Origin of the sequence: Erysipelothrix sp. HDW6C (assembly GCF_011299615.1) — a bacterium.
Classification (GTDB): domain Bacteria; phylum Bacillota_I; class Bacilli_A; order Erysipelotrichales; family Erysipelotrichaceae; genus Erysipelothrix.
This window is the reverse complement of the sequence record NZ_CP049861.1, coordinates 1442857-1468538: the sequence shown is the minus strand read 5'-3', so window position 1 is coordinate 1468538 and position 25682 is coordinate 1442857. Positions and strand designations below refer to the sequence as shown.

The following is a 25682-nucleotide window of genomic DNA, read 5'->3' as shown; positions in this document are numbered from 1 at the left end:
ATACTGTTAATTATTTTGATTTCTTACGTTTATCAAAATAATCAATACTCGCAAACGCAATTCCGATTCCTGGAATAATTAATGCAAGATTACGAATAATATTCATGTCTGGAATATTATAGAATGATGTATCAATAATATACAGCACCCAAATTATAGCAGTAAGAATAATCCAATAGTTTTTCTTCATTTTTAATTCCCTTCTTATTTAATTCGGTACATCGTGTATGTACCACTATTAACTAATTGATCGTGATCATCAAATATATCTACGTTAACCACGCATATTTTAGTTGTACGACTCATAACACGTGCTTTAGAATAAATATAGCCACTCTTTACAGCTTTCATAAAATTGATGTTCGCGTTCAGAGTCACATAATTTGCGCCATTTGACCGTGATGCAAGGCCTGCTGCAGAGTCAGCCAATGTAAAATACACTCCACCATGGAAGAATCCATAATAATTTGTGAGTTCATTGCTAAAATTTACACGTGTTGATGCATAATCTTCGTAAACATCAACGATTTCAATACCATTGTGTTGCATAAATGAGTTGTTAGTTTCCATTAAATACCTCTTATATATGCAATAATTATAGCATATTTAAGTAATGCATAACTCACCATACTGATAAGATACATCAAAAAGGCAGTGCTTTGTAGGTTTCCCTACTTAGCAACTGCCCCCTTTTTAGGTTTGAAAATCTTATATGATATCATAACTGCGAGTATACCAGCAGATAATTTACCAATCATTACAGGTACAATAAGTTGTGGTTGAAAATTCGCTGTAAACGCAAGATGATCACCGATCACAAATGCACCACAAACTGAGAAAGCAATCACAGCAATTATATCGTGTTCATCCATATCGTCGTCAATCATAGAAAACAATGCGATTGCATTTGCTGAAGCAGCCAGAACTCCTGTCGCTGCTTTTGTTGAAAGGCCCAATTTTCTGCTGAGTGCGTTGATTGGTTTTGCAAGCTTCGTTTGGATTAGGTACACCATTGGGAACGCACCAACTAGCATGATACCGATGTATCCCGCCACCTCTAATGCCCTATTTTGATCTACTGCATCAGCGATAATCGGTTCGAATGGCCATGATCCAAATACCGTTGAGAATACACCTGTGAAGTACTCAATAACAACCAGCGTGAATACTATTTTTGTGAATGCATCCACTGCCCTACCAAACCCTTGAAATCCTTTAATCATCATCTCTGGCTTTTTCCATAACCCAAAAGCCATGAGCCCACAAATGATTAGCAGTGGAAGTAGGTTTATAAGAATTGTGCCAATCGACATTTGGAGCATATATGTTAAGGGAGCATCCGTAGAAACAATCTCACGAATCATTGGGTTTGTGACCATAATTATCAAGTTACTAATCAAAACACCGACAGGTATCGTGATAAACCCAATCATCATTCCCATAGACATTGGTCTGTGAAATTTTTTCTTGATTATCTTTAAAGCAACTGGAATGCTGAAAACAATTGTTGCTCCAGCCATATAGCCAATCGTCGTTGCCATAATCCAAGATTCTTTCGTCTGTGTCAAAGATTCTGCCAATTGGTAGCCACCCATATCTACAGCAAGGAACGTCGTTGCTGCAATTGAAGGGTCAGCACCAATCGCTGAGAATACAGGTCCTATGACGCTTGTAATAATTGATGTTAAGATTGGCAAGGAAGCCATGATTCCTGCTACCGGAAGGAAAATACTTCCGATTGCATTTATCCCCTCCATGAATTGATTCCCCAACTCGCTCTCAGGTTTAACTACTGAAGCGATACAACCCAAAGCCGCACAAAACATAATGATGTAAATTACAATATCGCTAATTATCTGCATATTATTCTCCGTATAATTCTAATGCTTTATCTGCATATTTGTACGAGTAGCGGTACCAAATATAGAGGTACTCTCCTACGAGGGCGCCATTTGATTCTTGGAAAATAGCCCAAATGAACCAATAGTACGATGCGATTGCAACATAAGCAATAAAATGTTGTAACCTCTCCTTGCTCATTGGTCTTCCTTCATATTTTTCAAGAATATCGAATGCTTCTTCCATTGAATAGTCGGAACATGCAATAAATGTTCCAATATCAACACCGGGATCATCAACACCTGCATATTCCCAATCAATGAGATACATCTTACTATTTTTGAAAAGTATATTAGGATCATAAAAATCACAATGGCATAAAATCTTATCGAACTTATCTGCCTCAGTCAATTTGTAAACACGTGTCATTTTCTCTAAAAGGTCGTCAAAATCCTGGAAATCATCACGGCCGCGCTCAGATATTGCATCAATGAAATCATGTGTTTTTGCCCAAATATCAAACTCAAAATCTCCAGGTAGTTTGAGATCATGCAGTGCTTTGATGCGACTTAAAGCTATCGTGACTTCTTCATCATTATGATAGTCTAAAGTATGCGCATCATCAATAAAATACGAGAGCTTCCATCCTTCTTCTTCATCCATGAAGATAAATGAATCGTCAAGTTCTTGTTCCTTTGCAACACGTTGCGCAAAAGCTTCTGCTTTTCTGTTAATGTATGAATCAGTCCCAACACCTGGATGGCGATAAATATAGTTCTTATCACGAACCGTAAACTTAAAGGACGTATTGGTTAAACCGTCTTTAATTGCGACAATATCTTTGATGTCCTGAACTTCACATTCTAAAACATCCATGATGTTGTGAAGAATCTTGCTATCGGTATTGTTGATGTAATAATTGTCAAACTCTTGAAGTTCAGCTAACGAATCAAATTCAAGGATATCGAGTGGTGAGTATTCACGTGCATACATCGTAAATTGATCGAGATGCTCAACATACACTTTTTCCCATAGTTTTGTCTTTGTTTCAAGTTTCTCAAATTCCTTTGTAAGTAACGTTGCAAATCCTTTTGAAAATTCACGGTCATAGTAAACATGCCCAACCATACAGTACTCCCCTTTACCAATGGTTACGTTTGTGATGAGTTTTTGCTTATTGAAGCTAGCATAGTATTCACCATCTTCACTAACCGAATGCTTCTGAACAGGATATACGGCTTTATATTCGTGTGAATTAAAAACATTAATTGCAAAATAGTTATCCGAAGAGCAAATATACGTGTTCCCAAGTTTTTTTAGTACTTTCATTAGCGTTGACGTGTTGTTGTAACGGTAGTAATCTGCATTAACGACAAGGTTAACTCCATACTTTTGTTCAAGGTAGAAGAATTTTTCCTTCATGTAGCCTAATACAACAGTAATGTCATTAATGCCTTTTTCCTGGAGTTGTCTGATTTGGCGTTCAATTAGGATTTCTCCTTTCACATTTAATAATCCCTTTGGTTTTTCAAATGACAAGGGTGCGAAACGAGACGACATACCTGCTGCCATGATAACTGCATTCTCAACAGCAAATGGCTCAAGCGCTTTTTCTCCATTGATAGTAATCGCATTATTTTTATCGATGAGTCCTTTATCTACGAGGTCGGCAACCGTATTATTGATTGTGCCTAAAGAATAACCCAACGTATCTGCTGCGTGGCGTTGGTTCTTAAAATCATTATTATATGCTAAATACAAAACTTCAAATTCATATTTTGTAATCATAATTCTCCCTTAATGTTGTTCATTATTACGAACAATAAACCTTTCATTGAACAAATTTTAACAGATATCACAGATCAATACCATATTTTTCTGTAATCTTAACGTGTCATGTTACTTCATTTTGCGCTATTGGTTCGTTCATACTATTTATTGAACTCATTATCGACCCAATCATGATGAATATAACAAGAATCAGTGTATGCACCTCAATGTGTCCATCAATAAGTACTTGGAATAGAAACGCCCATGCTGGATAGGATATATTGAGACCCATTGCCCTACTTGGTCCAACTAGAGCGATTGCACGATAATAAAAGAGATAAGAAATCGTTCCGACTATACCAGCTATCAGTATTATGTACAAGTACACGTTCTTGATCCCAATCAATTCAACCTGACTATAACCAATAATTGGCATGATAATAAGCCCATATGTAATGAAAGAGACCATTTGACGAATTCCAAGGGCAATTTCAGCGGAAATATCATCTTTCAGTGCTGCTCCAATAATTACAGCTTCGCTCCCCCAACCGAAAACACATATTAATGCGAAGACCATACCTAAACCAAAGTTTTCGATTGTATTCCCAGCCCCAAAGCCCATAATACCGATGGCTCCAATTGCGATTCCTATGCCAAGAACATTGATTGCTTTTAAGCGATCTTTTAAAAATATATAGCTGAGAATTGCTCCAATTGCTGGATAAATAGCTGATACGCTGGCAGACACAGATGCACCAAGATATCGAATTGATAAAATATACGCACCCATTCCTATTGGACCACCAAGAAGTGCGGCGCATATAATAATTAACCCAGATCGCGATTTAGGCACATTCATAAAATGCGCAAAACGTCCCGAAACAGTAATAATAACAATTAGAGTAGCAAAAGACATCCCATCATGTATGAAGGTTGTTATGAGTGCACCATTACTACCGATGGCTGTAAAAGCTATTGATGCAAGTACAATTCCAATGAGTACCGTATCAAGGCCCCAGAACATTCCAGATGTTAATCCAATTAAATTCCCATTATCTCTCTTCATTAGTTTCCCTCACTACATGTTGTATTACAAGAGAAGAATACCGATCCGCATATTCGAATTGTTCGCTTCCATAGTCTCCAAAATCATCGCCTTGTCCTTCTTTATAGCATGTCCATAGTGACCACAGAAATCCTGATAAGGCTACATAGGCATAAATAATTATCATGTCCTCTTCGGTAGGTTTGAAGCCATAATATAAAGACGCAAGTTCTTCAATACCGCTCTGAGAATAGCCACTATAAATTGCATGCATCGCAATATCAATACGATAATCTGCCATTCCCGCATACTCCCAGTCCAATAATTTCAAATTTCCTCCACTGGTAACAAGGAAATTATCGATAACTGCATCAACATGACAAAGAATATAATCCTTTTTTGATTGGCTTAGAAAGTCATTAACTTTGATAATTCGCTGATACACGACTTCAAAACCAGGAAATTGCGGTGTACTATTGTTTTGACATAAAGTCAGATAGTACTCAATACGCTCCCAAATATCAAACTGATGACTTACCTTTATTGCTTTACTATGGAATTTACGCAACAGACTCATTGCTTTTAAAACATTTTCAGATTCTAGAGATTGTGAGTCTTCATAGTATCGTGATATCTTGTGTCCACTTTTTTCATTGAAATAGAGAATCTCATCGGAAATTGCCAGTTCCTTAATTGCCGCATAGACATCATGTTCTTGTTTTCGATTAATCAAAGCATCTGTCCCCCGTCCGGGAACTCTAAAAACATATCGCTCAGATCCCACTGAAAATATGAAGGAATCATTTGTCATTCCTTTCTTCAGTGCCTCAACTTTTGATATTTCATCCAATTTGCAGTTGAAAACATCACAAATAATCGCGCCAATTTCATGAGGAGATGCTGATTTTGGCAGCGTCTTCCCCATCGTTAATAGTGCTTCCATATTCACACTCCGTTCATAAATTCAATTATATCATTATTATTGAACATACTAAAGAAAAAAAAGACACAGAATTTTGTGTCTTATACGGTGTCATGAATTGATACCCTCTCATTAAGTGGCGGTGGTGTCATGTAATCACCATAAATTGCAGTCAAATTTGCATGGTAATCGGCAATGACTGGGAAATCACTTTCCTCAAAACGGTGAAGAATGGTGTTTTCTAGTTGTTCTAAGGTCAACTTACTTCCTTCATATTCCTTATCGGTACAATTTACACTCAAACAATGATAATACGTTGCATTTGAATTATTGTATTTCATTGCTTCGTGTTCAAGTTGATCGTACCATATTGGGAGCATGAAATTTGCGTTTTTAGTTATTCTGTTAAATGTGGATAGAATTCTTTGAACTGTCTTTTTGATTACATTTCCCGAATCGGTAGGATGTGTAAATACAAAGGCTACGAAATTACGATGTAGTTTGTTGATTTTTTTAATTTGTTTTTTTGCAAGAACTGGATCATTAGGGATTGCATCGTATGGGAAAATATCAATCCAAACCCCTTGATGAATTCCCAAATAATCACACGACTTTTCGCGTAATTCCATACTGTTGCTACGAATTTTTCCAAATCCATACCAATAGAGAGATTCATGATGGCGATCAACAAATGTATAGTTTTTGTTTAACTGAGGTACTCCTACTTCAATAAATCGTTCGTAATTCGAACGTGACATGATGATATCAACGTCATCATCCCATGGTATGAAACCCTCGTGTCGGATCGAACCAATTAATGTTCCATATGCAAGAGAATATGAAATATTGTTTTGATTGCATATTCGATCAAATTCCACAAGAATTTGATATGCTTCTTTTTGAATTGCGTTCATAAGGCTTTCCTTCTATATTTTATAAAATGACATCATATTCATTAAAAATGTATGTGCACTGATTGAATTAACATCAAAGGTTGTCATATCAATTTCTTCAATTGCAGGAAGCGCATCAATAATTCCATCGATGCATCCTTGCTTAACGATAATAACATGCTCATTTGAAATTTCATTATTTCCTCCAGTGTCATAGGCAATCACAGGAGTGCCGCAGGCAAGTGCCTCTAAATTTGTTGTCGGATAATTGTCTTCATATGTTGGGTTAATGAATGCGTACGCTGAAGCATAGTAACCAACAAGTTCTTGGACATTTGCAGTTCGTTCAATGCCTGTGATATTTTGGGGTAGACGTGCAATTTGCTCTTTGCTGAGTCCAATTAAGATAATTTGGTAGTCCTCACTAATGCGTTCACTCAATGAAATGAAATCTTCGAGTCCTTTGCGTGTCTCCCATTTATTCGCAACACCCAAAAGCACTTTAGGCTCTCGCTTCTTGTTGTTATCAGAATTAAAGGTTTCAACATCAATCCCATTATATACAACTTCAATTGGAAATTGTCTTAGAAACGATGTTTCACCAAGTTCCTTTAACCACTTGGATGGCGTAATGAATGTAACATTTTTAAGTTGTGAGATTGTTTTTTTCTTCCATGCAAAATTCTTTCGTTGTCGTTTGATAAACAACGAAGCAGGATAGTCTTTGGTTGAATTGCATTCAACACATCCATCCTCCCAAACCTTGCACCCATGGAAGTCAAAATAAGCTGAGCTTCCACTGATTGTCCATGCGTCATGCAGCGTCCAAAGCACTCTGATATCTGTTGTTGCAAGGTACTCGAGTAGCATTTTAACGTTAAGATAATAACCATGAACATTGTGCAGATGAATAATATCCGGTTTGAACTCCTTTATTTTATCAATCAAACGTTTTGTAGCTTTTGTTGAATGAAGTCCATGTCGGCCAAAGAAATGACTCATAAGCATGTGATAAGCCATGGATGGCTTATCACCAATATAAAAGGTGTCATGAGATGGTTCTTTCGAATGACGACCATACGCAATCAAAACTTCATGTCCTTGTTCTTTAAGCCCATCGGCTAATGAACGAACAATCTTACCGGTACTTCCGAAATCAACAACTGAATTGATAAATAAAACTTTCATTATTCACTCCATACGACCCTATTAACATAGTCGGTATAAGAAAGGATGATTCGTAGGACTTTTTCAGAGACATTGGGCATGCTATAGTCTGAGACGTAGCGAAGCGTGTCATTTCCTTGTGTCTCAAGGACTTTCAAGCCTTGTAGGACACGTTCTTTGCCCACACCCACCATCATTACAGATGTTTCTTCCATCGCTTCAGGACGCTCGTGTGCTTCTCTCAGGTTGAGCGCCTTAAATTTCAAAATCGAAGACTCTTCAGAAATTGTACCACTATCACTTAGTGTTGCTCTAGAATGCATCTGAAGCGTTACATAATCATTGAAGCCCATTGGTTTAAGAACACGAACTAACGGATGAAAGACAATCCCTTGAGAATCAATCATTTTTTGGGTTCGAGGATGGGTGCTGATTATAACCGGCAATTGATAAGCCTCAGCGACTGCATTGATACTCTCCATAAGCTTTAAGAAATTAACCTCTGAACTAATATTCTCATCACGATGTGCGGAAACAACAAAGTATTCATTCGCAACTAAATCCATTCTTGAAACAATAGTATTCGTTTCTAAGTCAGAACGGCGCGTGTTAATTACCTCAAACATTGGACTTCCAGTTTTAATAATTCGATCTGCGGAAAGTCCTTCACGCAATAAGTATTCACGGGCAATATCGCTGTAAGTCAAATTAATGTCGGCAATATGGTCGACAATCTTACGATTTGTCTCCTCAGGAACTCTTTGATCAAAACAACGATTACCTGCTTCCATATGAAATACCGGAATGTGCATGCGTTTTGCTGCAATTGCACAAAGACAACTATTGGTGTCTCCAAGAACTAAGAACGCATCTGGATTTACTTCTTGAAGAACTGGTTCAATATTTATTAAAATATTCCCAATTGTTCCAATCGGTTGACCAGTTGCTGTTTCCAAAAAATAATCTGGCTTACGGAGTTTAAAATCATCAAAGAATACTTGATTCAACTCATAGTCATAGTTTTGACCAGTATGAACAAGTACATGCTCAATCGCTTCACTGCTCTCAAGACGCTTAATAACCGCCGATAATCGAATTATTTCGGGTCGTGTTCCCACAACCGTCATTACTTTGAGTTTTTTCATTATACTACCTCACTAAATGTATCAGGATTATTAGGATCAAAAGGTTCATTAACCCACATTACTGTAACCATATCATCATCACCTGTATTGATAATATTGTGTGTATACCCTGGTGGAATATCGACCACTTCAAGTTGTGTTCCTGAAACAACATACTCAATGATCTCCGTCTCAAAAACATCTCTAAACTGAATGAGCCCCTCACCCTGTACTACTAAGAATTTCTCAGTTTTTGTATTGTGCCAATGATTCCCTTTTGTAATTCCAGGTTTTGAGATATTGATACTTACTTGACCTCGATCCTCAGACTTCACAAATTCAGTAAAACTTCCGCGGTCATCATGATGTGAAACAAGTGGATACGAGAACGCATCCTTGGGTAGAAATGAGAGATAAGTACTGTATAGTGCACGTTCAAACCCATTTTTAAAATTGGGAACAAAAAGACTCTCGCGTTGATGCTTGAAACCCTGAATCAACTCAAGCGTTTGACCTAATGAAACGTTATAACTAATTGGCACCACATATTCATCATTTATACGAGTTGGTGTACCATTTATAGCACGAATAATCTCTGTTATAACATCATCAATATAAATGAAATTCATCATTTTCTGTGGGTCATCAATGTGAACATCAATACCATGCGCAACATTATTACACCACGTTGCAATGACGGTATTGTAATTTGGACGGCTCCATTTTCCAAATAAGTTTGAGAATCGGTAGATTAAAACATCCGAATCATTGTCAATACCATGTCTTAGTAATACAGCCTCCCCCATTTTTTTACTTTGACCGTAATCATTGTCCAAATCCGCTTGGATGGACGATGAAATAAGTATGGGTGCTTTGTTATTATGACTTTTTAAAAGTGAACACAAGGTTTCTGTGAATGTTGCATTTCCTTCAAAAAAATCGCTCGGATGTTTCGGGCGATTTATGCCCGCCAAATGCACAACGAAATCACAATCACGAGTCAATGATTTGAGATCTTCTAGTGTATTTTGGCGGTCATATGCATATATCTCATAACCTAGTGGTTGGAGTGATGCTACTAAATTTTTACCAACAAAACCATTCGCACCTGTTATAAGAATTTTCATTATAGGTTAAACTCCTTTAGTTCTTCTCTTATCTCGTAAAGATCGAGCAACTTTTCTTTGATTTCTTCTACTGAAAGTCGGTATGTATTATGGGAATTGTATTCATCCTCAGATGTCTTTTCTTCCCCTTCAATGAAATACTTGTCATAGTTTAAGTCTCTTTGGTCCATAGGAACTCTATAGTACTCGCCCAAATCCTCTGATTTAACGAACTCTTCTTTTGTGAGAAGTGTCTCGTAGACTTTTTCTCCATGACGCGTACCAATAACTTGCGTCGAGACTTCAGTTTGTGTCAATTCAAGAATTGCAGTTGCTAAATCTTCAACCGTACTTGCTGGTGATTTTTGAACAAATAAATCGCCAGGTTCCGCATTCTCAAATGCAAATAATACCAAGTCAACAGCTTCATCAAGACTCATGAGGAATCGTGTCATTTTTGGGTTTGTGAGTGTCAAATTCTTACCATCTCTGATTTGTTGGAAGAAGAGCGGAATGACTGAACCTCGGGACGCCATGACATTACCATATCGTGTCGTACTAATAACGGTTTCTGTATCTGTAGCCATTCGTGCCTTTGCAACAATTGTTTTTTCCATCATTGCTTTTGATATACCCATTGCATTAATTGGATATGCTGCTTTATCTGTTGACAAACATACAACACGTTTAACACCTGCATTTATAGCAGTTTCTAAAACATTGTCCGTGCCTAATATGTTCGTCTTAACGGCCTCAACAGGAAAGAATTCACATGATGGGACTTGTTTCAGTGCTGCTGCATGAAAGACAAAATCGACTGAGCGCATTGCATGTACAAGTGAACTGGAATCACGAACATCTCCGATGTAGAAGGATAGCCTTGCATCATTGAATGCCTTTCGCATATCATCTTGTTTCTTTTCATCACGTGACAAAATACGTATTTCTTTCATTCCCTCTTTTAGAAGTCGTCGTACGACCGCATGACCAAACGATCCGGTACCGCCAGTAACTAGCAGGATTTTATCTTTAAACATAGTTTTTCTCCTTAAGTTGACTCATGATGAGTGAATACGCATGCTCGACATTGTAATTTAACTCTAAAAATGTCTTACCATTTGCACCCATTTCTTTTCGCAATGATTCGTTGACACATAATTTCTCTACAGCCCTTACCCATGATTCAACATCATTACTTAGAACACGAACTCCATAGTGATTATCCTCAGCAATTGTTCCAATATCTGTTGATACATCAGTAGCACAGATGACTGGTTTACTCTCCTTGAGATAACTTAGGAGACGTTGCGGATAATTTGGAATTTTAAAACGGTAGTCTAGAAAAATAAGTCCAATATCACAAAGCGCAGTCAATCCATTGTATGTATCAATATCTAGTTGACCAATGTAGCGCGAATTCTTCAAATCATTATCATGAATCGTCTTTTCAATTAATGGAATATGGCTTCCTGATCCTGCGATAACAAGTGTTACATTCTCAACCGCCTCTAAGGCCTTGAGACACTCGACGATAAAATCAGGACCTTGTGGTAAACCAACATTACCTCCATATAAAAGTATTATATCATTTTCTGGTATTCCAAAGTCGGATTTTCTTACACTCGAAGTGAAAGCTTCATGAATTTTTATAGCATTAGGCAAGAGTGAAACCTTGTCTTGGAATTGCGGAAAATGGGTATTCATATAATCAACATTTGCGGGTGACATACAGCCAATTAAATCGGCAATTTGGTATGACTTAAGCTCTTTTCTTGAGAAGAAACGATGAATAAGCCCCCCTTTAGAAAACATTTCAAGATCAACAGCATTCTGAGGGAAAATATCCTTGAGCATCAAGTACACAATTGACTTGCAATTATGAAGATATTGAAGTGTCTTGGTAAATGTAATGGGCGGTGTTGAAACAAGGACCAAATCAAAATGTATCGCACCAAAGTGTTCCTTCAACGCTTTCTTAAATTGACCGTCAATTTGCAATGTTGCGATTCCTTTAGTAATAAGATTTGGGTTCTTCGTAATATTACCCGTTTCAATCCCTAAATAGGTAATCTCGTTTGCTTCAAAAACATGAGTTGGTTCCCCAAAACGTTTCTCATTAGCAAATGCACAATACATTTCATGACCATTTTCAACAAATTCTTGCATTAAATCATAATAGATTCCTTGGCTCAACACACCTGCCTTGGTGCTGCTAATATACAGTACTTTCATTATTGATCAACACTTTCTTCAAATGCCTCAGTGCTATCTTTTTTAACGAAAACAATCAGTGTTTGAAGCATCAATTTGAAATCGTTCATAATGGAGAAGTTTTCAATGTACTCAATATCTAATAATAATTTGTCCAGGGGATGTGTGTTGTATTTACCAAAAATCTGCGCATATCCAGTCAAGCCACCTTTTACTTTTAGGCGGAATCCAAATTGAGGAACAATCTTAATGATATTTTCAGTCATATAGACACTTTCTGGACGTGGTCCTACAATGCTCATATCCCCTTTGATAATGTTAATAAGTTGTGGCAATTCGTCAATTCTAAATTTACGAATAAACTTCCCAACTTTCGTAATTCGATCATCATCAACTGAAACTGGTTTGTCCCCAGAATCGACTTTCATACTACGGAATTTATAAACTTCAAAGATTTTACCATCTTTTGTAAGTCTTCCTTGTGAGTAGAATACAGGTCCCCCATCATTTAACTTTACACACAGAGCAATGATTAACATTAGTGGTGAAAGCAACAATAAAGCGATGGCGGACACGGCAATGTCGATAAATCGTTTAACAAACGCTTGGACTATCGTAATTTTTTGACCAGATATCTCGAACATAAGAATATCGTCGATAACAAAGGATGCTTTCGGTTTCTTTAGAACATCATTAAGCCCAGCATTAAACATAATATTAATATCTAATAAATAACAGCGTTCGATATACTTCAAGAAATATTCGTTATCTACATCTAATAAAATCACGCGTTCCACAGAACCGAAGTTTATGGTATCAATATCTTCTTGTTTTACTGTATGTATAACCTCGTATTGTTTAGTATGTCGATTAAGAAAATGCATCATCTTTTCTAAATGTCTTGAATTATTCTGTATCACAACTGTTTTTTCGGGTTGAGAGAACTTAAAGAAAATATTGTTAGCAAGTGAGATTGTAACTTTTATGAAAATGAACTGTAATACGAAAATACCGAATAAGAAAAGCAAGTCTCCGCCCAGTGTCGTCATATCATGGTAGCCCATAATTTTAAGAGCAATATAGGTAACTAAGTCCGTTATAAAGACATTCAGCACCATTGAATACAAAATTGGCTTTGACTTTTTACCACCAATATCCAACGTTCCATAAACGTTTGTCATCAAAAAAGTTGTAATGAGAAATGTTGCACTCGTAATAACAAATGTACGAGAGAGTATTTTAAGACCTGGGTAACGGTACCCAAATCCGATGACAAAAATACACAAAAGTATTGTGTAAACAAACATTTTTAGTGTGAAAAGCAGTATAGCCTTTATATTATTTTTTTTATTCATAAGTACTCCTAAATTTACAATCAAATATCATTGGAATTATACCATATGCCGCCTTTTAAGTCGACAAATAGAAGGCATTTCACCAATTGTGACATGCGGAATATCCTGGATGATTGTCCGACAAATCAAAGAGCACTAAAGATTCCGTTAGCACTCACACTCCGGCGACTCTCTACTCAAGTCCAATCGGTTCAATCCAGATTATTTCTCCGAATTCATTAATGTAATGTTTCTCAGTTAATGTATACCCAACAGCAATTTTATCAGGATTATACATCTCAATTTTCATGTAGAGTTTGTTGACTTTAATCTCGTTATTTCTATCGATAAACATAAAGAATCGTGATACAGATGTATCAATTTGCAAGTAATTAAAGTTTGGATGATAATCATTCGAAATCTTGGCTGCTGCAACGACTGAATCCAAACTCAACAAGGTCTCCAGTTGTGTTCCCTTCATAGTTTGTATATCAAACTCTTTGCTCAAGGGCCAATAAACGCCAAACCTTAGATCACGTTCTGCTTTCTCTTTTACTAGTTGTGTCATTTGATCGAATTCAAGACGCTGATCTGTTCCAATAGTTCGATACATTCGGGTTGAGAATTCGAATGGGTTGAAAATGACTTCTGTGTATTTTCCAAATGTGTCGACTGGTACATCCAGAGTTGGGAGTTCGACTATCTCACCTTTTTGGTTCAATATTCCATAAAGCGACGCGTTTGGGAAGTAAACAGAAAGGTAACGATCTTCTTCATTAACTTGTGCTTCTACAACGTGTTCAGCTTGATATACACGTTGTCTCAAAGGCGTATCTTGAGATTCGATCTCACGAACATTTTCAAGCATTGCATACCCTTTGTTGAAATGAATATAGTTCTTTTCGAATACTGTTTCGAAATTTAACTGTGTCATTGAATATCGATATTCGGTTTGTCCTATTAATGTAGTCATCTCCTTGTAAAATGAAACACAAGAGAAAACCAAAACACTTGCATAGGCAAAACGCTTCACGACTTCACGCGGTTGATATGAGACAATCGCTGGTATTATAAAGATCATCATATAGTAACCATAAATTGACAATCGACTGGCAACAAGACTGGAAAACATCATGAAGAAATAGAATATAAAGCTAATAAGCACAAAATTTACACTTACGGGTGGGTTCTTCTTGTCCGCTACCAGTGAATCGTAGTTATACCAAACAATTCCAAAGAAAGCGATTCGCATTACCGATGCAAAGCTGAAAATAGATTGTTGTACAGGATCGATGTAGTAAAGAATTTTATTCAGATATGGGATATTCTCAAAATATCCCATTAGAGATTGTATGGGTAAAAAGTTGAATAATATACCGAGAATCAAGAGTACAAGAAATGATTTCTTTGACCACTTAATTAATGAAACCAAATAAAGGAAGAGCACAATAACGGAACCAGCATGAACAAAGAACATTACTGCAGTCGCAAATAGTTTCACTTTCAAAGAATAATCCCGTCTTCCATTAAAGAAAATATAAAGGAGTACGACGATGGATATACCTTGTCGTAATGCACTCAATCCCCAAACCAAAAAGAACATCGCAAAATAAAGTAAAACCGATAACTCAAAATTGTGGCTAATATCCTTCAACCAACGCAATGTAACATACACAAGAACAGAGCAGAGCAATGTTGCGAATAAATGATACGGCATTCCAATAAATCTAAAAACAATATTGGATAGTTTATACAAAATTTCTACGTCTGTAAATATCGCCATCGATGCATTTATATTTTTTGGATCCATGGAATTATAGATACTTTGGTAAGCAAAATAATCCGCACCAACTCCAAATCGCAGCAGTATGATGATGACAAAAGGAACAAACGCAAGCATGACCTTAAATTTGCCTGGAATTTTCTTTCTAATCACAAAGAGCAATAATAAATATATAAAACCAATGTAGTACATAGTACCCCTTTTCTACTTCATAAATCTCAACTTATACGTTATGCACCCATGAAGAAAATAAAAACATATGAATCATTCTAATCTCTGTTTAAAAAGTAGATTTCAGACATTCTTTTAACGATTGTATCAATTTCATACAGTTTAGCACATGATAAATTCTCAATCGCAAATTGCTCACGTAATGGAAGATCATTCATCAAAGTTTCAATGCGGTCGGCTAAAACTTCAGCATCATAAGGAACTACAAATCCATTAACACCATTCTTAACCAGATCAACATGACCGCGGCACTGTGTTACCACCAACGGTAAGCCTTTAGACATTGCTTCGATGATATTGACGGGCAACCCCTCACGCAAAGATGTTGCAACGACCAAATCTGTTACATCAAGTATTTGAGATACGTCGGTTCGATACCCCAACAAGGATACATTATCACGCAAATGGTTCTCTGTAATGTACTGCTCAAGGACTTCTCGATTTGCACCCTCGCCAATGAGATTGACTTTGAGTTCATACCCCTTCGCTTTAAGAATTTTAACGGACTCAAGTAATAAAATTTGATTCTTATTTTTATTCAGTTCAGCAACATAGGAAATCGTAAAATCGTGTGTATTTCTCTTCCTTTGTAGTGGTTTAAACTTCTCGAGATCAACACCAACACCATGAACAAGGTAGCGATGCTTAGCCATTGCATGACGCTCAGCAAGATCGAAATCCTCTTGATTTATAAGAATCAAGTCGTCTGTGTAACGAGCAAGAAAACGTTCAATTGGATAGTAAAGAATCCAAGACAGTTTCGAACCCCCTTTAAGAAAATGAAAACCATGTGCTGTGTAAATAACACGCGTATGCTTTGCTTGTTTTTTATTTACACTTCGAGCAGCAAGCCGCGTTAATACACTCGCGATAGCCGTATGTGTATGAATAACATCATATTCATTCTCAACCATAATTTGTTTCAGCGTTTTGTAACTTTCAATAACTTGACGCGAAAACGGATTTGTACCAAAACTAATGTCAAACTTCGCATCACTGTCTTGAAATAAAGTATCTCCTTCACTGGCTACATGTACGACATAACCTTGATCATGAAACAGTTTTATATATGGCAAATGGAAGTGTCGTATGTGTGAATCAACTTTTGCAGTAAATAGCACTTTCTTTTTTGTCATAACTTCTCCTTATTCTTGGCTTAAGATACCTGCAACACCATGACCCCAACGATCACGATCGGTATATTTTTTTGAATTCTCTAGTGCATTCTTTGAATATTCAGCGAGTTTGCTTTTTTCATTTATCAGTGTGGTAATTGCTGAAACAAAATCTTCGTCATTTTTGCAAAGAAATCCACATTCTTCAGTCACGACAGTTTTTAAACCTCCAACTGAATTTGCAACAACCGGGACTCCTAGAACCATCGCCTCAACTGCAGATAAACCGAAACCTTCCCAAACTGATGGAATGACATTAATGAACGATTCACTCAAATACGTATACGGGTTATCCTGGTAGCCAACAATCTCAACATTAGACTCAAGGCCTTGCTCAACGACATATTGTCTTGCGGAATGAATAAGCGAGCCATCACCAATCATAATTGCAGAAATATTTGGATAGTCTGGCTTTATAGTATTAATTAATTTTAAGAAACGAAGTGGATCTTTTACAGGTTCAAAACGTCCTAAGAATGATACATGGAATTTTTTATTCTGATGACCTGCACGTTCTTTAACAATCACACCATCAACAAAATTATCCAGGACAACAGACTTCTTCTTGATAGCTCCAGCAAAAGCAAACTCATCTCGCGTTTCTTGTGAAACAAAAACTATTTTCGACAAAAATAACGAACAAAATAGAAAGAGTAATGTTTTGATGTTGATTGATGAGAACCATGACGGGTTTTGATGAATATGAGATATCTTTGTCACCGGTGACATGAGAAAAGCAGTCCGCACCGATGCTTTGAAATCATGAGCATAAACAATATCTACGTCCAAATCTTTAATGGCCTTTTTTAATGTAGAATGTGAGTTGTTAGGAATGCAATAATGTCTTATATTAGCATCAGACAACTTCACTTCAATGGGTCCGGCAGTTGAAACGTAGACCGATTCATACGACTCAGGTGTCGCCTCAATAAAACGAATTGCGATATTCTCTGCTCCAGAATATCCCCCTGAACTTAGTATGTGTGCGACACGTTTCATAATTGTTCCTTTGGCTTAACCGTTTGTGCGACAAGCCCTAAAATAACAATTAAAAGGAAGAAACGCGAGTTCAGAATATCAGGTATAAACATAGACCCTACAATACAAATCAGCGAGTTAGCAAAAATCACAATATTTGACTGACGAATCTTATTAATTACAAGAGTAAGCGCGACTGTAATAGGAACAATAAAAACAACGCCCGTTTGTGCAAGATACTGTGTAAAGAAGTTGTGCGGCATTACACCGTGACGAGAAATCCAGTTTAAACCATTTCCTCCAATGGGACGGTTTCGAAATGCAGCAAGTGCATCGCGATTAATCTCAGTTCTTCCCGATGATCCAAATCCACGCTTTTTATACATGAAGTACAGAATTGCACCAGATACTGCGGCTAAGAGCACGAAAACTAGAATTCTTTTCATAATCGACAGTGATAATTTATTGAATACAAACACATAGAGTACAGTCATCATTGATAAAACAATGACAAACGTCATGAGCCCAGTTCGAGCCGATGTCAACGTACTGGATAATAATGCAAGTCCGATTGATATAACACTTATAATATCCAAGCGTTTGTTCTGAATTATTGTTTGAATCGGATAGAAAATATTCACTAAAAGCAGCAATGACAAAAAGCTAAAGTCAAAGTTTATAAAACCAAGCGCCAATCGAAAATTTGCATAGTTTTCAACTCTTCCAATTACAACACCATTTTTATATGCAACAAACTGTATTAGAACACATAGAGCCATCCCCATCAAAACAAATTGCAATTGTCTCAACAAAAAATCAGTTTTGAAAGTCTCTTTATGGCGTCCACTATTCATGAGTAAATCGCACATCAATACCGACACCAAAAAAAAGAGAATTAAGAGCATTTGTGTAATCGATAATGGTTTAACGCGGACCCAATTCAATGCAAATGATACTGCTAGCCCTATAATTGCAAGTACAATCGATCCGTCTAGTATTGAAAATCGTGTTGTTTTCCAGTTTTTGATGATGTCAAAAAAAGCATAAACAAGGAAAAGAATTGTAAAAATATGGAACCAATTCAAAAATACAAGCGATTCCGTCTGCCCAAATATACTGATAAATGAGAGTGGAACTGATAGAATCATCATGTTAATGAGTTGATTTGCTAGTCCCCACTTTTTCAGACCACTGTAAAACACGTACAGCCACCCTGCAACAATTGCAATCAGTGAGATTGGTGACTTCATTTTATCAGGGAAAATAAAGTACGCCATGCTAATTGCAAAAGCGATGATGATTGCTTTCAAATCTATTTTTTCTATAATTTTTTTCATACTTTTCTCCATAACTACTTACCAATTATACCAAATTTAGAGCTCTTATCACACACAAAATAGATTACGTGAGATTTCCCATCTTTATTTAGTAATTTCTTTAAAGTATAAGAATGAACAGATAAAAGCGATACTTTGATTAAGTACCGCTTTCGTTTCATTTCTCCAATTGTGTTAGATAATTGCGTAAACTATCTTTCCAGTGTGGCAATGCATCAAAACCTGCTACTCTTAATTTATCTTTAGATAAGCGTGAATTTAGCGGACGTACTGCCTTAGTAGGATAGTCCTCAGTTTTTATTGGAACAACACGACATGAAATGTTTGACTGCGCAAATATTTCGGTTGCAAACTCTGCCCACGTACAAACTCCTTCATTAGTAGCATGATAAATTCCATATTCATTGGTTTTCATTAATGATACCAAGAATATCGATAAATCGGCCGTATTTGTAGGTGATCCAACTTGATCTGAAACAACACTTATTTCATCACGTGTTTGAGCTAAGCGAAGCATAGTTTTAACAAAATTATTTCCGTTGTGCCCAAATACCCATGAGATTCTAACGATAAAATACTCATCCAGAAGAGATTGAACAATTTTCTCACCGTCAAGTTTGGTTTGACCATACCAATTTACTGGACTTGTTGGATCATTTTCTGAATAATAGTCAGTACCTGTTCCTGCAAAGACATAATCTGTACTAATATAAACAAGTTTCGCACTAATTTCTTGCGTAACTTCAGCAATATACTGTGTTCCGAGAACATTAACAGCATGCGTTAGTTGACGATTGTCTTCAGCAGCATCCACCTGTGTATAGGCCGCACAATGCACGACGATCGTCGGTTCCAACTTTCGAATTGCAGTTTGAATTGACACTTTGTCAGTTATATCTGCATCATCAGATGTAAGCCCAAAGCATGGAATGCCTGCGCGCTCAAGTTCTGAACAAAGATCTGAGCCCAATTGACCATTGGCACCCGTAACAACAACGCGCATGTTACTCTTGTCCATACATTTTCTCGTAATAGTTTTGATATTCACCACTAAGAATTTCTTCCCACCACTCTTTGTTATTCAAATACCAATCAATCGTCAGATTAATTCCTTCCGCGAACGGCGTTTCAGGTAACCATCCTAACTCACGATGGATTTTCTCAGGATCAATTGCATAGCGCATGTCATGTCCCTTACGGTCACTAACATAGGTAATGAGACTTTCAGGTTTATGCAATCGTTCTAAAATTATTTTTACGACATCAAGGTTTGAAAATTCATTATGACCACCAATATTGTAGACATCACCAACTGTTCCATTTTCAATAATTAGTTGAATAGCTTTACAATGGTCGGTAACATATAACCAATCTCGAACATTCTCACCGGTTCCATAAATTGGTAACTTCTCGTCAGCAAGCGCTCTACTGATAATAAGTGGAATTAATTTTTCTGGGAATTGGTAAGGTCCGTAGTTATTTGAACAACGGCTGATTGTGATTGGTAAACCATAAGTCTTGTAATATGACTGAACAAGCAAGTCAGATCCAGCCTTCGAACTTGAGTATGGTGATGAAGTGCGAAGAGGTGTATCTTCAGTGAAGAACAAGTCGGGACGATCTAAGGGAAGATCACCATAAACTTCATCGGTCGATACTTGGTGATATCGTTTAATATCATGCTTCAATGCAGCATCAAGTAGAATTTGTGTTCCCATGACGTTTGTTTCCAAGAAAATTGCAGGATTGTCAATTGAGCGGTCAACATGGCTTTCCGCAGCAAAGTTAACGACAACATCAAACTTCTCATCTTCAAAAAGCTTGTTGATAAACTCACGATCAGTGATGTCCCCTTTTACAAATTTAAATCGGGGATGATCCATAACATCCTTCAATGTTGAGAGATTTCCTGCATAGGTTAAATTATCCAAACAAACAACATCAATTTCTTTACTATCCAAAAGATAAAAAACATAATTCGAGCCAATAAATCCAGCTCCACCTGTTACTAAATATTTCATGTTAATGCCTCCTCCATAGTTATTCAAATTCTAAAACATGTTTCGATAATGGTAACGCTTTGCTATCCTTTTCAGAAAGCATAGGGTTCTCTATACCCCACATAACCCCAATTTCCGGATCATCAAATTGAATACTGCGGTCACTTTCGAAATTGTAGAAGTTATCGGTTTTGTATTGTACTTCGCAATCGTCACTCAACGTTACAAAACCATGCCCAAACCCTCTGGGAACAAGCAATTGTTTTGCATTCTCGGGTGTTAGTTCAACTGCAAACCATTGTTTGTAAGTTGGTGACTCTGTCCGTAAATCAACGGCTACATCAAGAATTTTTCCACGTGTGCATCGAACGAGTTTTGCTTGTGCATAAGGTGCAACCTGACAGTGTATGCCACGAAGAATTCCAACTTGAGAACTGAACGAATGGTTGTCTTGAATGAAATCATAGTCTAAATCGAGTTCTTCAAACTTCTTTTTTGAATAGGACTCCATAAACCAACCACGTGAATCACCAATAACATTTGGTTCAATCACGTAACAATCTTTTAATGGTGTTTCAATTTTATTCATCTTATCTCCTAATAGTAATTGCCATTGGCAACATTATGAAGATGCACGCCATACGCAGACTTTCCATAGGCTTCAGCAGCCTCGATTAGTTGTTCTTTAGTAATCCATCCCTGACGAAACGATATTTCCTCAGGAGCACTAATTTTAATTCCTGAACGCTTCTCCATTACTTCAACAAATTGAGCAGCTTCAAGCAAACTGTCCACGGTTCCAGTATCGAGCCATGACATTCCTCTTCCTAAGATTTCGACATTTAAACTTCCATCCTCTAAATAGAGTCGGTTCAAGTCAGTAATTTCCAATTCACCACGAGCGCTTGGCTTAATCGACTTCGCCAGTTCAACAACGCGATTATCGTAGAAATATAACCCTGTCACAGCATAATTTGATCGCGGATTTTCTGGCTTCTCTTCAATCGAGACTGCCTTCCAGTCCTTATCGAACTCAACTACACCAAATCGCTCAGGGTCCTGTACGTAATAGCCAAAGACTGTTGCGCCATCTTCACGCAATGAAGCATTGCGTAATGATTGACCAAAGTGGCGACCATAGAAGATGTTATCTCCTAGAATCAGAGCAACACTATCATCGCCAATAAATGATTCTCCCAATAAGAACGCTTGGGCGAGCCCATCCGGTGAGGGTTGAACTTTATAGCTCAACTCAACTCCGAACTGAGAACCATCACCTAACAAATTCTCAAAATTTGGTAAATCCGTAGGTGTTGAGATGATCAAAATTTCTCGAATGCCCGCAAGCATTAATGTGCTTAAAGGGTAATAAATCATCGGTTTATCATAAACCGGTAATAATTGCTTCGATGTGATTTTCGTTAGCGGATAGAGTCTCGTACCCGATCCCCCTGCTAAAATAATACCTTTCATTTTTATTTCTCCTTTTCTATTAGAACATATTGAAATAATATGGGAATAACGTCGACCCAAATGAATCACTTGCAATAAACTTTAAATAAAGCCACAGACAAGAAATAACCACCAATACCACGATATAAATTATTCTCAAACTTCGCGTACTTATCGAAGAAAACTTTAGATGCTCCAGCTCATTGTAGAAATATGCATTGAGATAGATACCGGGGAAAAACAAGTAGTAGGTTATTCTACCCACAGGTAGTAAAAGCGTTAAGAGAACCATCATTACTAATGATTGATATTGGTAAATATACATTCGAACCGGTTGCAGGCTTTCGCTGTGCTTTTTCTTGAAAATCAAAATAACCGGAATTAGCAAGGCAAAGTTTAAGAGATTCAAAACAGAACTAAAGTATATCTTACCAACCTTAAAATAATACAAATAACGGTTAATCCAAGGATATACACCAATCAATAAATTCACAACCAATAAACTTACCAAGAACAAGCCAATAAGCAATGGAAACATAAGTTTTGCATGCTTCCGAATGCTTGTTTGATTCTGTAATAAATATAGAACTAAGATTGGAATCATAATAATTGCTGAATAATGGAACATGGTCGCAATGACTGTAAGAGCTATATACTTCCATTTATCTTCCCTATTGAAGTAGCGATTTGCGAAAAGAACAATTCCCATCGCAAGTGCTTGGCGCACAATTGCGAAATAGAACGGATAAATGAGTGTCACAAAACCAAATATCCAAATCGTTGGATTGATTCGCTTGCGAACACGGTATAACTCAAGATACACAAACGCAATGGAAATAAATGCAAAGATTACAAACATTGGCTGATAGTAATCACCAAACAAAAGTCCGGATGCATATGTCAGCAATGCGTAAAGAGGTTCCATATACCCAATTTGGCTTAGAAGTGATCGGTCTTGAAGTAGAAAATATCGTTTAATATAATTCTCATAATCCGGAGAGTTTCCACGATACCCTAACACAATAACCAACGTTAGAAAAGACAGACAATAGAGTGCAATTTCTATTTTTCGAGTATGTTTCTTACTTTCATTCAAACGACTTGCGATAAAAATACTACCAATCGAAACAATGCCCGTAGCAATGTAAAGAATATTGGTCATTGTAATTGATAATGCTGTACCAGACATTAGAAACCTCCTGAACTGATTAATTTAACCCAGTAATTGAAGTTAAAAGAATAGGAATATGAGGTTTCCCATGATTTTAGTGCTTCGTTACTCATGCGTTCCCACGCATCATATGATGTCGATACATTAATTACTGCATCAACCCACGTATTAATACTTTGAGTATCATCAACAAGAATGCCATTCTCATTTGTGATTACCTCATTGTTATAGCCAACATTTGAACCTAAAATTGGCAAGCCGGCAGATAGGTATTGGATTAATTTAAATCCGCCTTTTCCTTTGGCGTAACTATTGTGCATCAACGGCATAATTCCAATATGACTTTCATGGACATAAGCTATCGCTTTGTCACGAGTCCACCGGACATCATTATACTTAATATGATCGAAATCAAAGTCTAATCCACGATTACATACAGTGATTAATTCAACCGACTTATTCAAACGAGTTTTAATCTCTTTTGCTGCTTGGTCAAGAGCCGGCGCAATATGTAATAAGTTTGGCAAATTTGAACTTGTTGCAACCCAAACTAGTTTTATATTTGAATCATAACTTTGACGGCGCACTTCATTCAATTTCGAGAGTGAATCTGGATAGAAATCACCATCAGTCGTTGGTAATATATCAACTTTGGATTGGTACTCTTTCGCAATCATCGCTTTCAAATATTCACTTGTAACAACGATACGAGACGACTTTTCAGACAATAGCACCGCTTGTTTCGACGATATTTCGCCCGATTCAAAGATTGCATCATCAAAATCCCAAAACAGCACACTATTCCTAAAGTTTTGCTTCAATAAGAAAAGTATATGTGCGGGAGTTCGTCGTGGTATAAATGTTTTTGATACAACAATAATATCCGGTTTGCGAATCAAATCCTTAATTAATGACGCAGTGACTTTACATACCATCATAACATAATAGGCCATGCCCATTAAAGCACGCTTTAGTCGGTTTGATTTGTCCATATCAAGATATTTTCGGTAAAAAGTAGTGTTCGTTGCATTTCTGTAGACAATGTCATCGTCCATTTTATCGAAGTACTGAACAATTCGGTAGTAACTCGATGGGGTGATTTCTTTATTTCTAACATAGACCGATATTTTCTTCATTCATACCTCCATTGTGTACACAAGCAAGCTTACAGATTCGCTTTATACCAATCTATAGCTGCATTAATACCATCTTCAAAACTCCATTGGGGATCATAATCCAACATTTTCTTCGCTTTAGAGATATCGGCATTGCTATGTTTAATATCACCTTTTCGATCGGGACCAAATATCGGTTTCAAATCTGATCCAAGTTTTTGAGCGAGAACATTGTAAATGTCGATCAAATATTCACGACCACCATACGCGATATTAAAAGCCTCTCCTGCGTACTCAGATGGTGCTTTGCAAGATTTAAGGTTTGCTTCAATCACATTTTCAATATACGTAAAATCACGGCTATGTTGGCCATCCCCATTAATTGTTACCTGATCGTTATTCAAAATTTGCTTGATAAATTTTGGTATGACCGCTGCATATGCTCCATCAGGATCTTGTCTACGACCAAACACATTGAAGTAACGCATCCCGTAAGTATCCAATCCATAAAGATTTGTGTACAAGCGAGCATACTCTTCATCGGTACGTTTCGTAAGGGCATACGGCGACAATACATTTCCTTCGACCCCTTCTCGTTTGGGAAGGTTTGGTTCATCACCATATACTGAACTACTTGATGCATAGACGAATTTTTTAATGGAATTCACCTTGCTTGCTTCAAGCATATTTAAAGTTCCTTTAATATTCACTTCTTCATAAAACAACGGCATTTCGATACTTCGAGGCACACTCCCCCATGCTGCTTGATGAAGGACATAAGTTGCACCCTCACATGCTTTCATGCAGTCAGCAAGGTTGGTAATATCGCCTTCAATTAGCGTATAGTTCGCATGGTTTAAGAACGGTTCAACATTACTTCGAGGTCCAGTTGAAAAATTGTCGAGACAGCGAACCTTATGCCCCATATTGAGAAGAACTTCAGTCAAGTTGGAACCAATAAATCCCGCCCCGCCTGTTATAACAAATATATCGTTTTTATCAAACTCTAATTCTGTATAATGCATAATT

24 protein-coding genes are annotated in these 25682 nt (G+C 37.0%); all 24 read right to left on the bottom strand.

Features of this window, described 5'->3' with window-relative positions; translation table 11 throughout:
- Positions 1 to 10: 10 nt before the first annotated feature.
- The 24 genes from G7062_RS07025 to G7062_RS06910 all read right to left on the bottom strand — a co-directional run bounded on the left by G7062_RS07025 (position 11) and on the right by G7062_RS06910 (position 25678).
- A complete protein-coding gene (locus G7062_RS07025; RefSeq protein ID WP_166065202.1) occupies positions 11 to 190 on the bottom strand; it encodes a hypothetical protein in 180 nt (59 codons plus the stop codon).
- A 14-nt stretch (positions 191 to 204) separates the two neighbouring features.
- Entirely contained in the window at positions 205 to 570 is a 366-nt protein-coding gene (locus G7062_RS07020; RefSeq protein ID WP_166065201.1) for a PaaI family thioesterase, read from the bottom strand.
- A 101-nt stretch (positions 571 to 671) separates the two neighbouring features.
- Positions 672 to 1862 (bottom strand): ethanolamine utilization protein EutH, encoded by a 1191-nt coding sequence (locus G7062_RS07015; protein WP_166065200.1) that lies wholly within the window; start codon positions 1860 to 1862, stop codon positions 672 to 674.
- 1 nt (position 1863) lies between these two features.
- Positions 1864 to 3627: a phosphotransferase gene (locus G7062_RS07010; protein ID WP_166065199.1), complete on the bottom strand. Its 1764-nt coding sequence runs from the start codon at positions 3625 to 3627 to the stop codon at positions 1864 to 1866.
- 106 nt (positions 3628 to 3733) lie between these two features.
- Positions 3734 to 4675 carry a DMT family transporter gene (locus G7062_RS07005; protein ID WP_166065198.1) on the bottom strand — a complete coding sequence of 314 codons (942 nt, stop codon included), beginning with the start codon at positions 4673 to 4675 and terminating at the stop codon, positions 3734 to 3736.
- Positions 4662 to 5597 carry a choline/ethanolamine kinase family protein gene (locus G7062_RS07000; protein ID WP_166065197.1) on the bottom strand — a complete coding sequence of 312 codons (936 nt, stop codon included), beginning with the start codon at positions 5595 to 5597 and terminating at the stop codon, positions 4662 to 4664. Before G7062_RS07000 ends, G7062_RS07005 begins: the two co-directional genes overlap by 14 nt.
- Before the next feature lie 80 nt (positions 5598 to 5677).
- A complete protein-coding gene (locus G7062_RS06995; RefSeq protein ID WP_166065196.1) occupies positions 5678 to 6490 on the bottom strand; it encodes a phosphorylcholine transferase LicD in 813 nt (270 codons plus the stop codon).
- A gap of 12 nt (positions 6491 to 6502) precedes the next feature.
- Positions 6503 to 7657 (bottom strand): glycosyltransferase, encoded by a 1155-nt coding sequence (locus G7062_RS06990; protein WP_166065195.1) that lies wholly within the window; start codon positions 7655 to 7657, stop codon positions 6503 to 6505.
- The gene (gene wecB, locus G7062_RS06985) at positions 7657 to 8781 is read right to left on the bottom strand and encodes a non-hydrolyzing UDP-N-acetylglucosamine 2-epimerase (RefSeq protein WP_166065193.1); all 1125 of its coding nucleotides are present in this window, start codon (positions 8779 to 8781) and stop codon (positions 7657 to 7659) included. Before wecB ends, G7062_RS06990 begins: the two co-directional genes overlap by 1 nt.
- The gene (locus G7062_RS06980; RefSeq protein ID WP_166065192.1) at positions 8781 to 9887 is read right to left on the bottom strand and encodes an NAD-dependent epimerase/dehydratase family protein; all 1107 of its coding nucleotides are present in this window, start codon (positions 9885 to 9887) and stop codon (positions 8781 to 8783) included. Before G7062_RS06980 ends, wecB begins: the two co-directional genes overlap by 1 nt.
- A complete protein-coding gene (locus tag G7062_RS06975; RefSeq protein ID WP_166065191.1) occupies positions 9887 to 10903 on the bottom strand; it encodes an SDR family NAD(P)-dependent oxidoreductase in 1017 nt (338 codons plus the stop codon). The genes G7062_RS06980 and G7062_RS06975 overlap by 1 nt, the downstream gene beginning before the upstream one ends.
- Positions 10896 to 12098: a glycosyltransferase family 4 protein gene (locus G7062_RS06970; RefSeq protein WP_166065190.1), complete on the bottom strand. Its 1203-nt coding sequence runs from the start codon at positions 12096 to 12098 to the stop codon at positions 10896 to 10898. Before G7062_RS06970 ends, G7062_RS06975 begins: the two co-directional genes overlap by 8 nt.
- Positions 12098 to 13432 carry a sugar transferase gene (locus G7062_RS06965; RefSeq protein WP_166065189.1) on the bottom strand — a complete coding sequence of 445 codons (1335 nt, stop codon included), beginning with the start codon at positions 13430 to 13432 and terminating at the stop codon, positions 12098 to 12100. The genes G7062_RS06970 and G7062_RS06965 overlap by 1 nt, the downstream gene beginning before the upstream one ends.
- 172 nt (positions 13433 to 13604) lie before the next feature.
- A complete protein-coding gene (locus G7062_RS06960) occupies positions 13605 to 15386 on the bottom strand; it encodes an EpsG family protein (RefSeq protein ID WP_166065188.1) in 1782 nt (593 codons plus the stop codon).
- A gap of 77 nt (positions 15387 to 15463) precedes the next feature.
- Positions 15464 to 16561 (bottom strand): glycosyltransferase family 4 protein, encoded by a 1098-nt coding sequence (locus G7062_RS06955; protein WP_166065187.1) that lies wholly within the window; start codon positions 16559 to 16561, stop codon positions 15464 to 15466.
- A gap of 9 nt (positions 16562 to 16570) precedes the next feature.
- The gene (locus tag G7062_RS06950; protein WP_166065186.1) at positions 16571 to 17599 is read right to left on the bottom strand and encodes a glycosyltransferase; all 1029 of its coding nucleotides are present in this window, start codon (positions 17597 to 17599) and stop codon (positions 16571 to 16573) included.
- The gene (locus G7062_RS06945) at positions 17596 to 18915 is read right to left on the bottom strand and encodes an O-antigen ligase family protein (RefSeq protein ID WP_166065185.1); all 1320 of its coding nucleotides are present in this window, start codon (positions 18913 to 18915) and stop codon (positions 17596 to 17598) included. Before G7062_RS06945 ends, G7062_RS06950 begins: the two co-directional genes overlap by 4 nt.
- 157 nt (positions 18916 to 19072) lie before the next feature.
- Positions 19073 to 19933, bottom strand: coding sequence for a dTDP-4-dehydrorhamnose reductase (rfbD, locus tag G7062_RS06940; RefSeq protein ID WP_240915932.1), 861 nt, complete (start codon positions 19931 to 19933; stop codon positions 19073 to 19075).
- On the bottom strand, positions 19920 to 20936 hold the full coding sequence (gene rfbB, locus G7062_RS06935; RefSeq protein WP_166065184.1) for a dTDP-glucose 4,6-dehydratase: 1017 nt from the start codon (positions 20934 to 20936) through the stop codon (positions 19920 to 19922). The genes rfbD and rfbB overlap by 14 nt, the downstream gene beginning before the upstream one ends.
- A 19-nt stretch (positions 20937 to 20955) precedes the next feature.
- On the bottom strand, positions 20956 to 21504 hold the full coding sequence (rfbC, locus tag G7062_RS06930; protein WP_166065183.1) for a dTDP-4-dehydrorhamnose 3,5-epimerase: 549 nt from the start codon (positions 21502 to 21504) through the stop codon (positions 20956 to 20958).
- A gap of 8 nt (positions 21505 to 21512) precedes the next feature.
- Positions 21513 to 22388 (bottom strand): glucose-1-phosphate thymidylyltransferase RfbA, encoded by an 876-nt coding sequence (rfbA, locus tag G7062_RS06925; protein ID WP_166065182.1) that lies wholly within the window; start codon positions 22386 to 22388, stop codon positions 21513 to 21515.
- 19 nt (positions 22389 to 22407) lie between these two features.
- Positions 22408 to 23556, bottom strand: a complete 1149-nt coding sequence (locus tag G7062_RS06920; RefSeq protein WP_166065181.1) for an EpsG family protein — start codon at positions 23554 to 23556, stop codon at positions 22408 to 22410.
- Positions 23556 to 24674, bottom strand: a complete 1119-nt coding sequence (locus G7062_RS06915; RefSeq protein WP_166065180.1) for a glycosyltransferase — start codon at positions 24672 to 24674, stop codon at positions 23556 to 23558. The genes G7062_RS06920 and G7062_RS06915 overlap by 1 nt, the downstream gene beginning before the upstream one ends.
- 29 nt (positions 24675 to 24703) lie before the next feature.
- Positions 24704 to 25678, bottom strand: a complete 975-nt coding sequence (locus G7062_RS06910) for an SDR family oxidoreductase (RefSeq protein ID WP_166065179.1) — start codon at positions 25676 to 25678, stop codon at positions 24704 to 24706.
- Positions 25679 to 25682 lie beyond the last annotated feature (4 nt).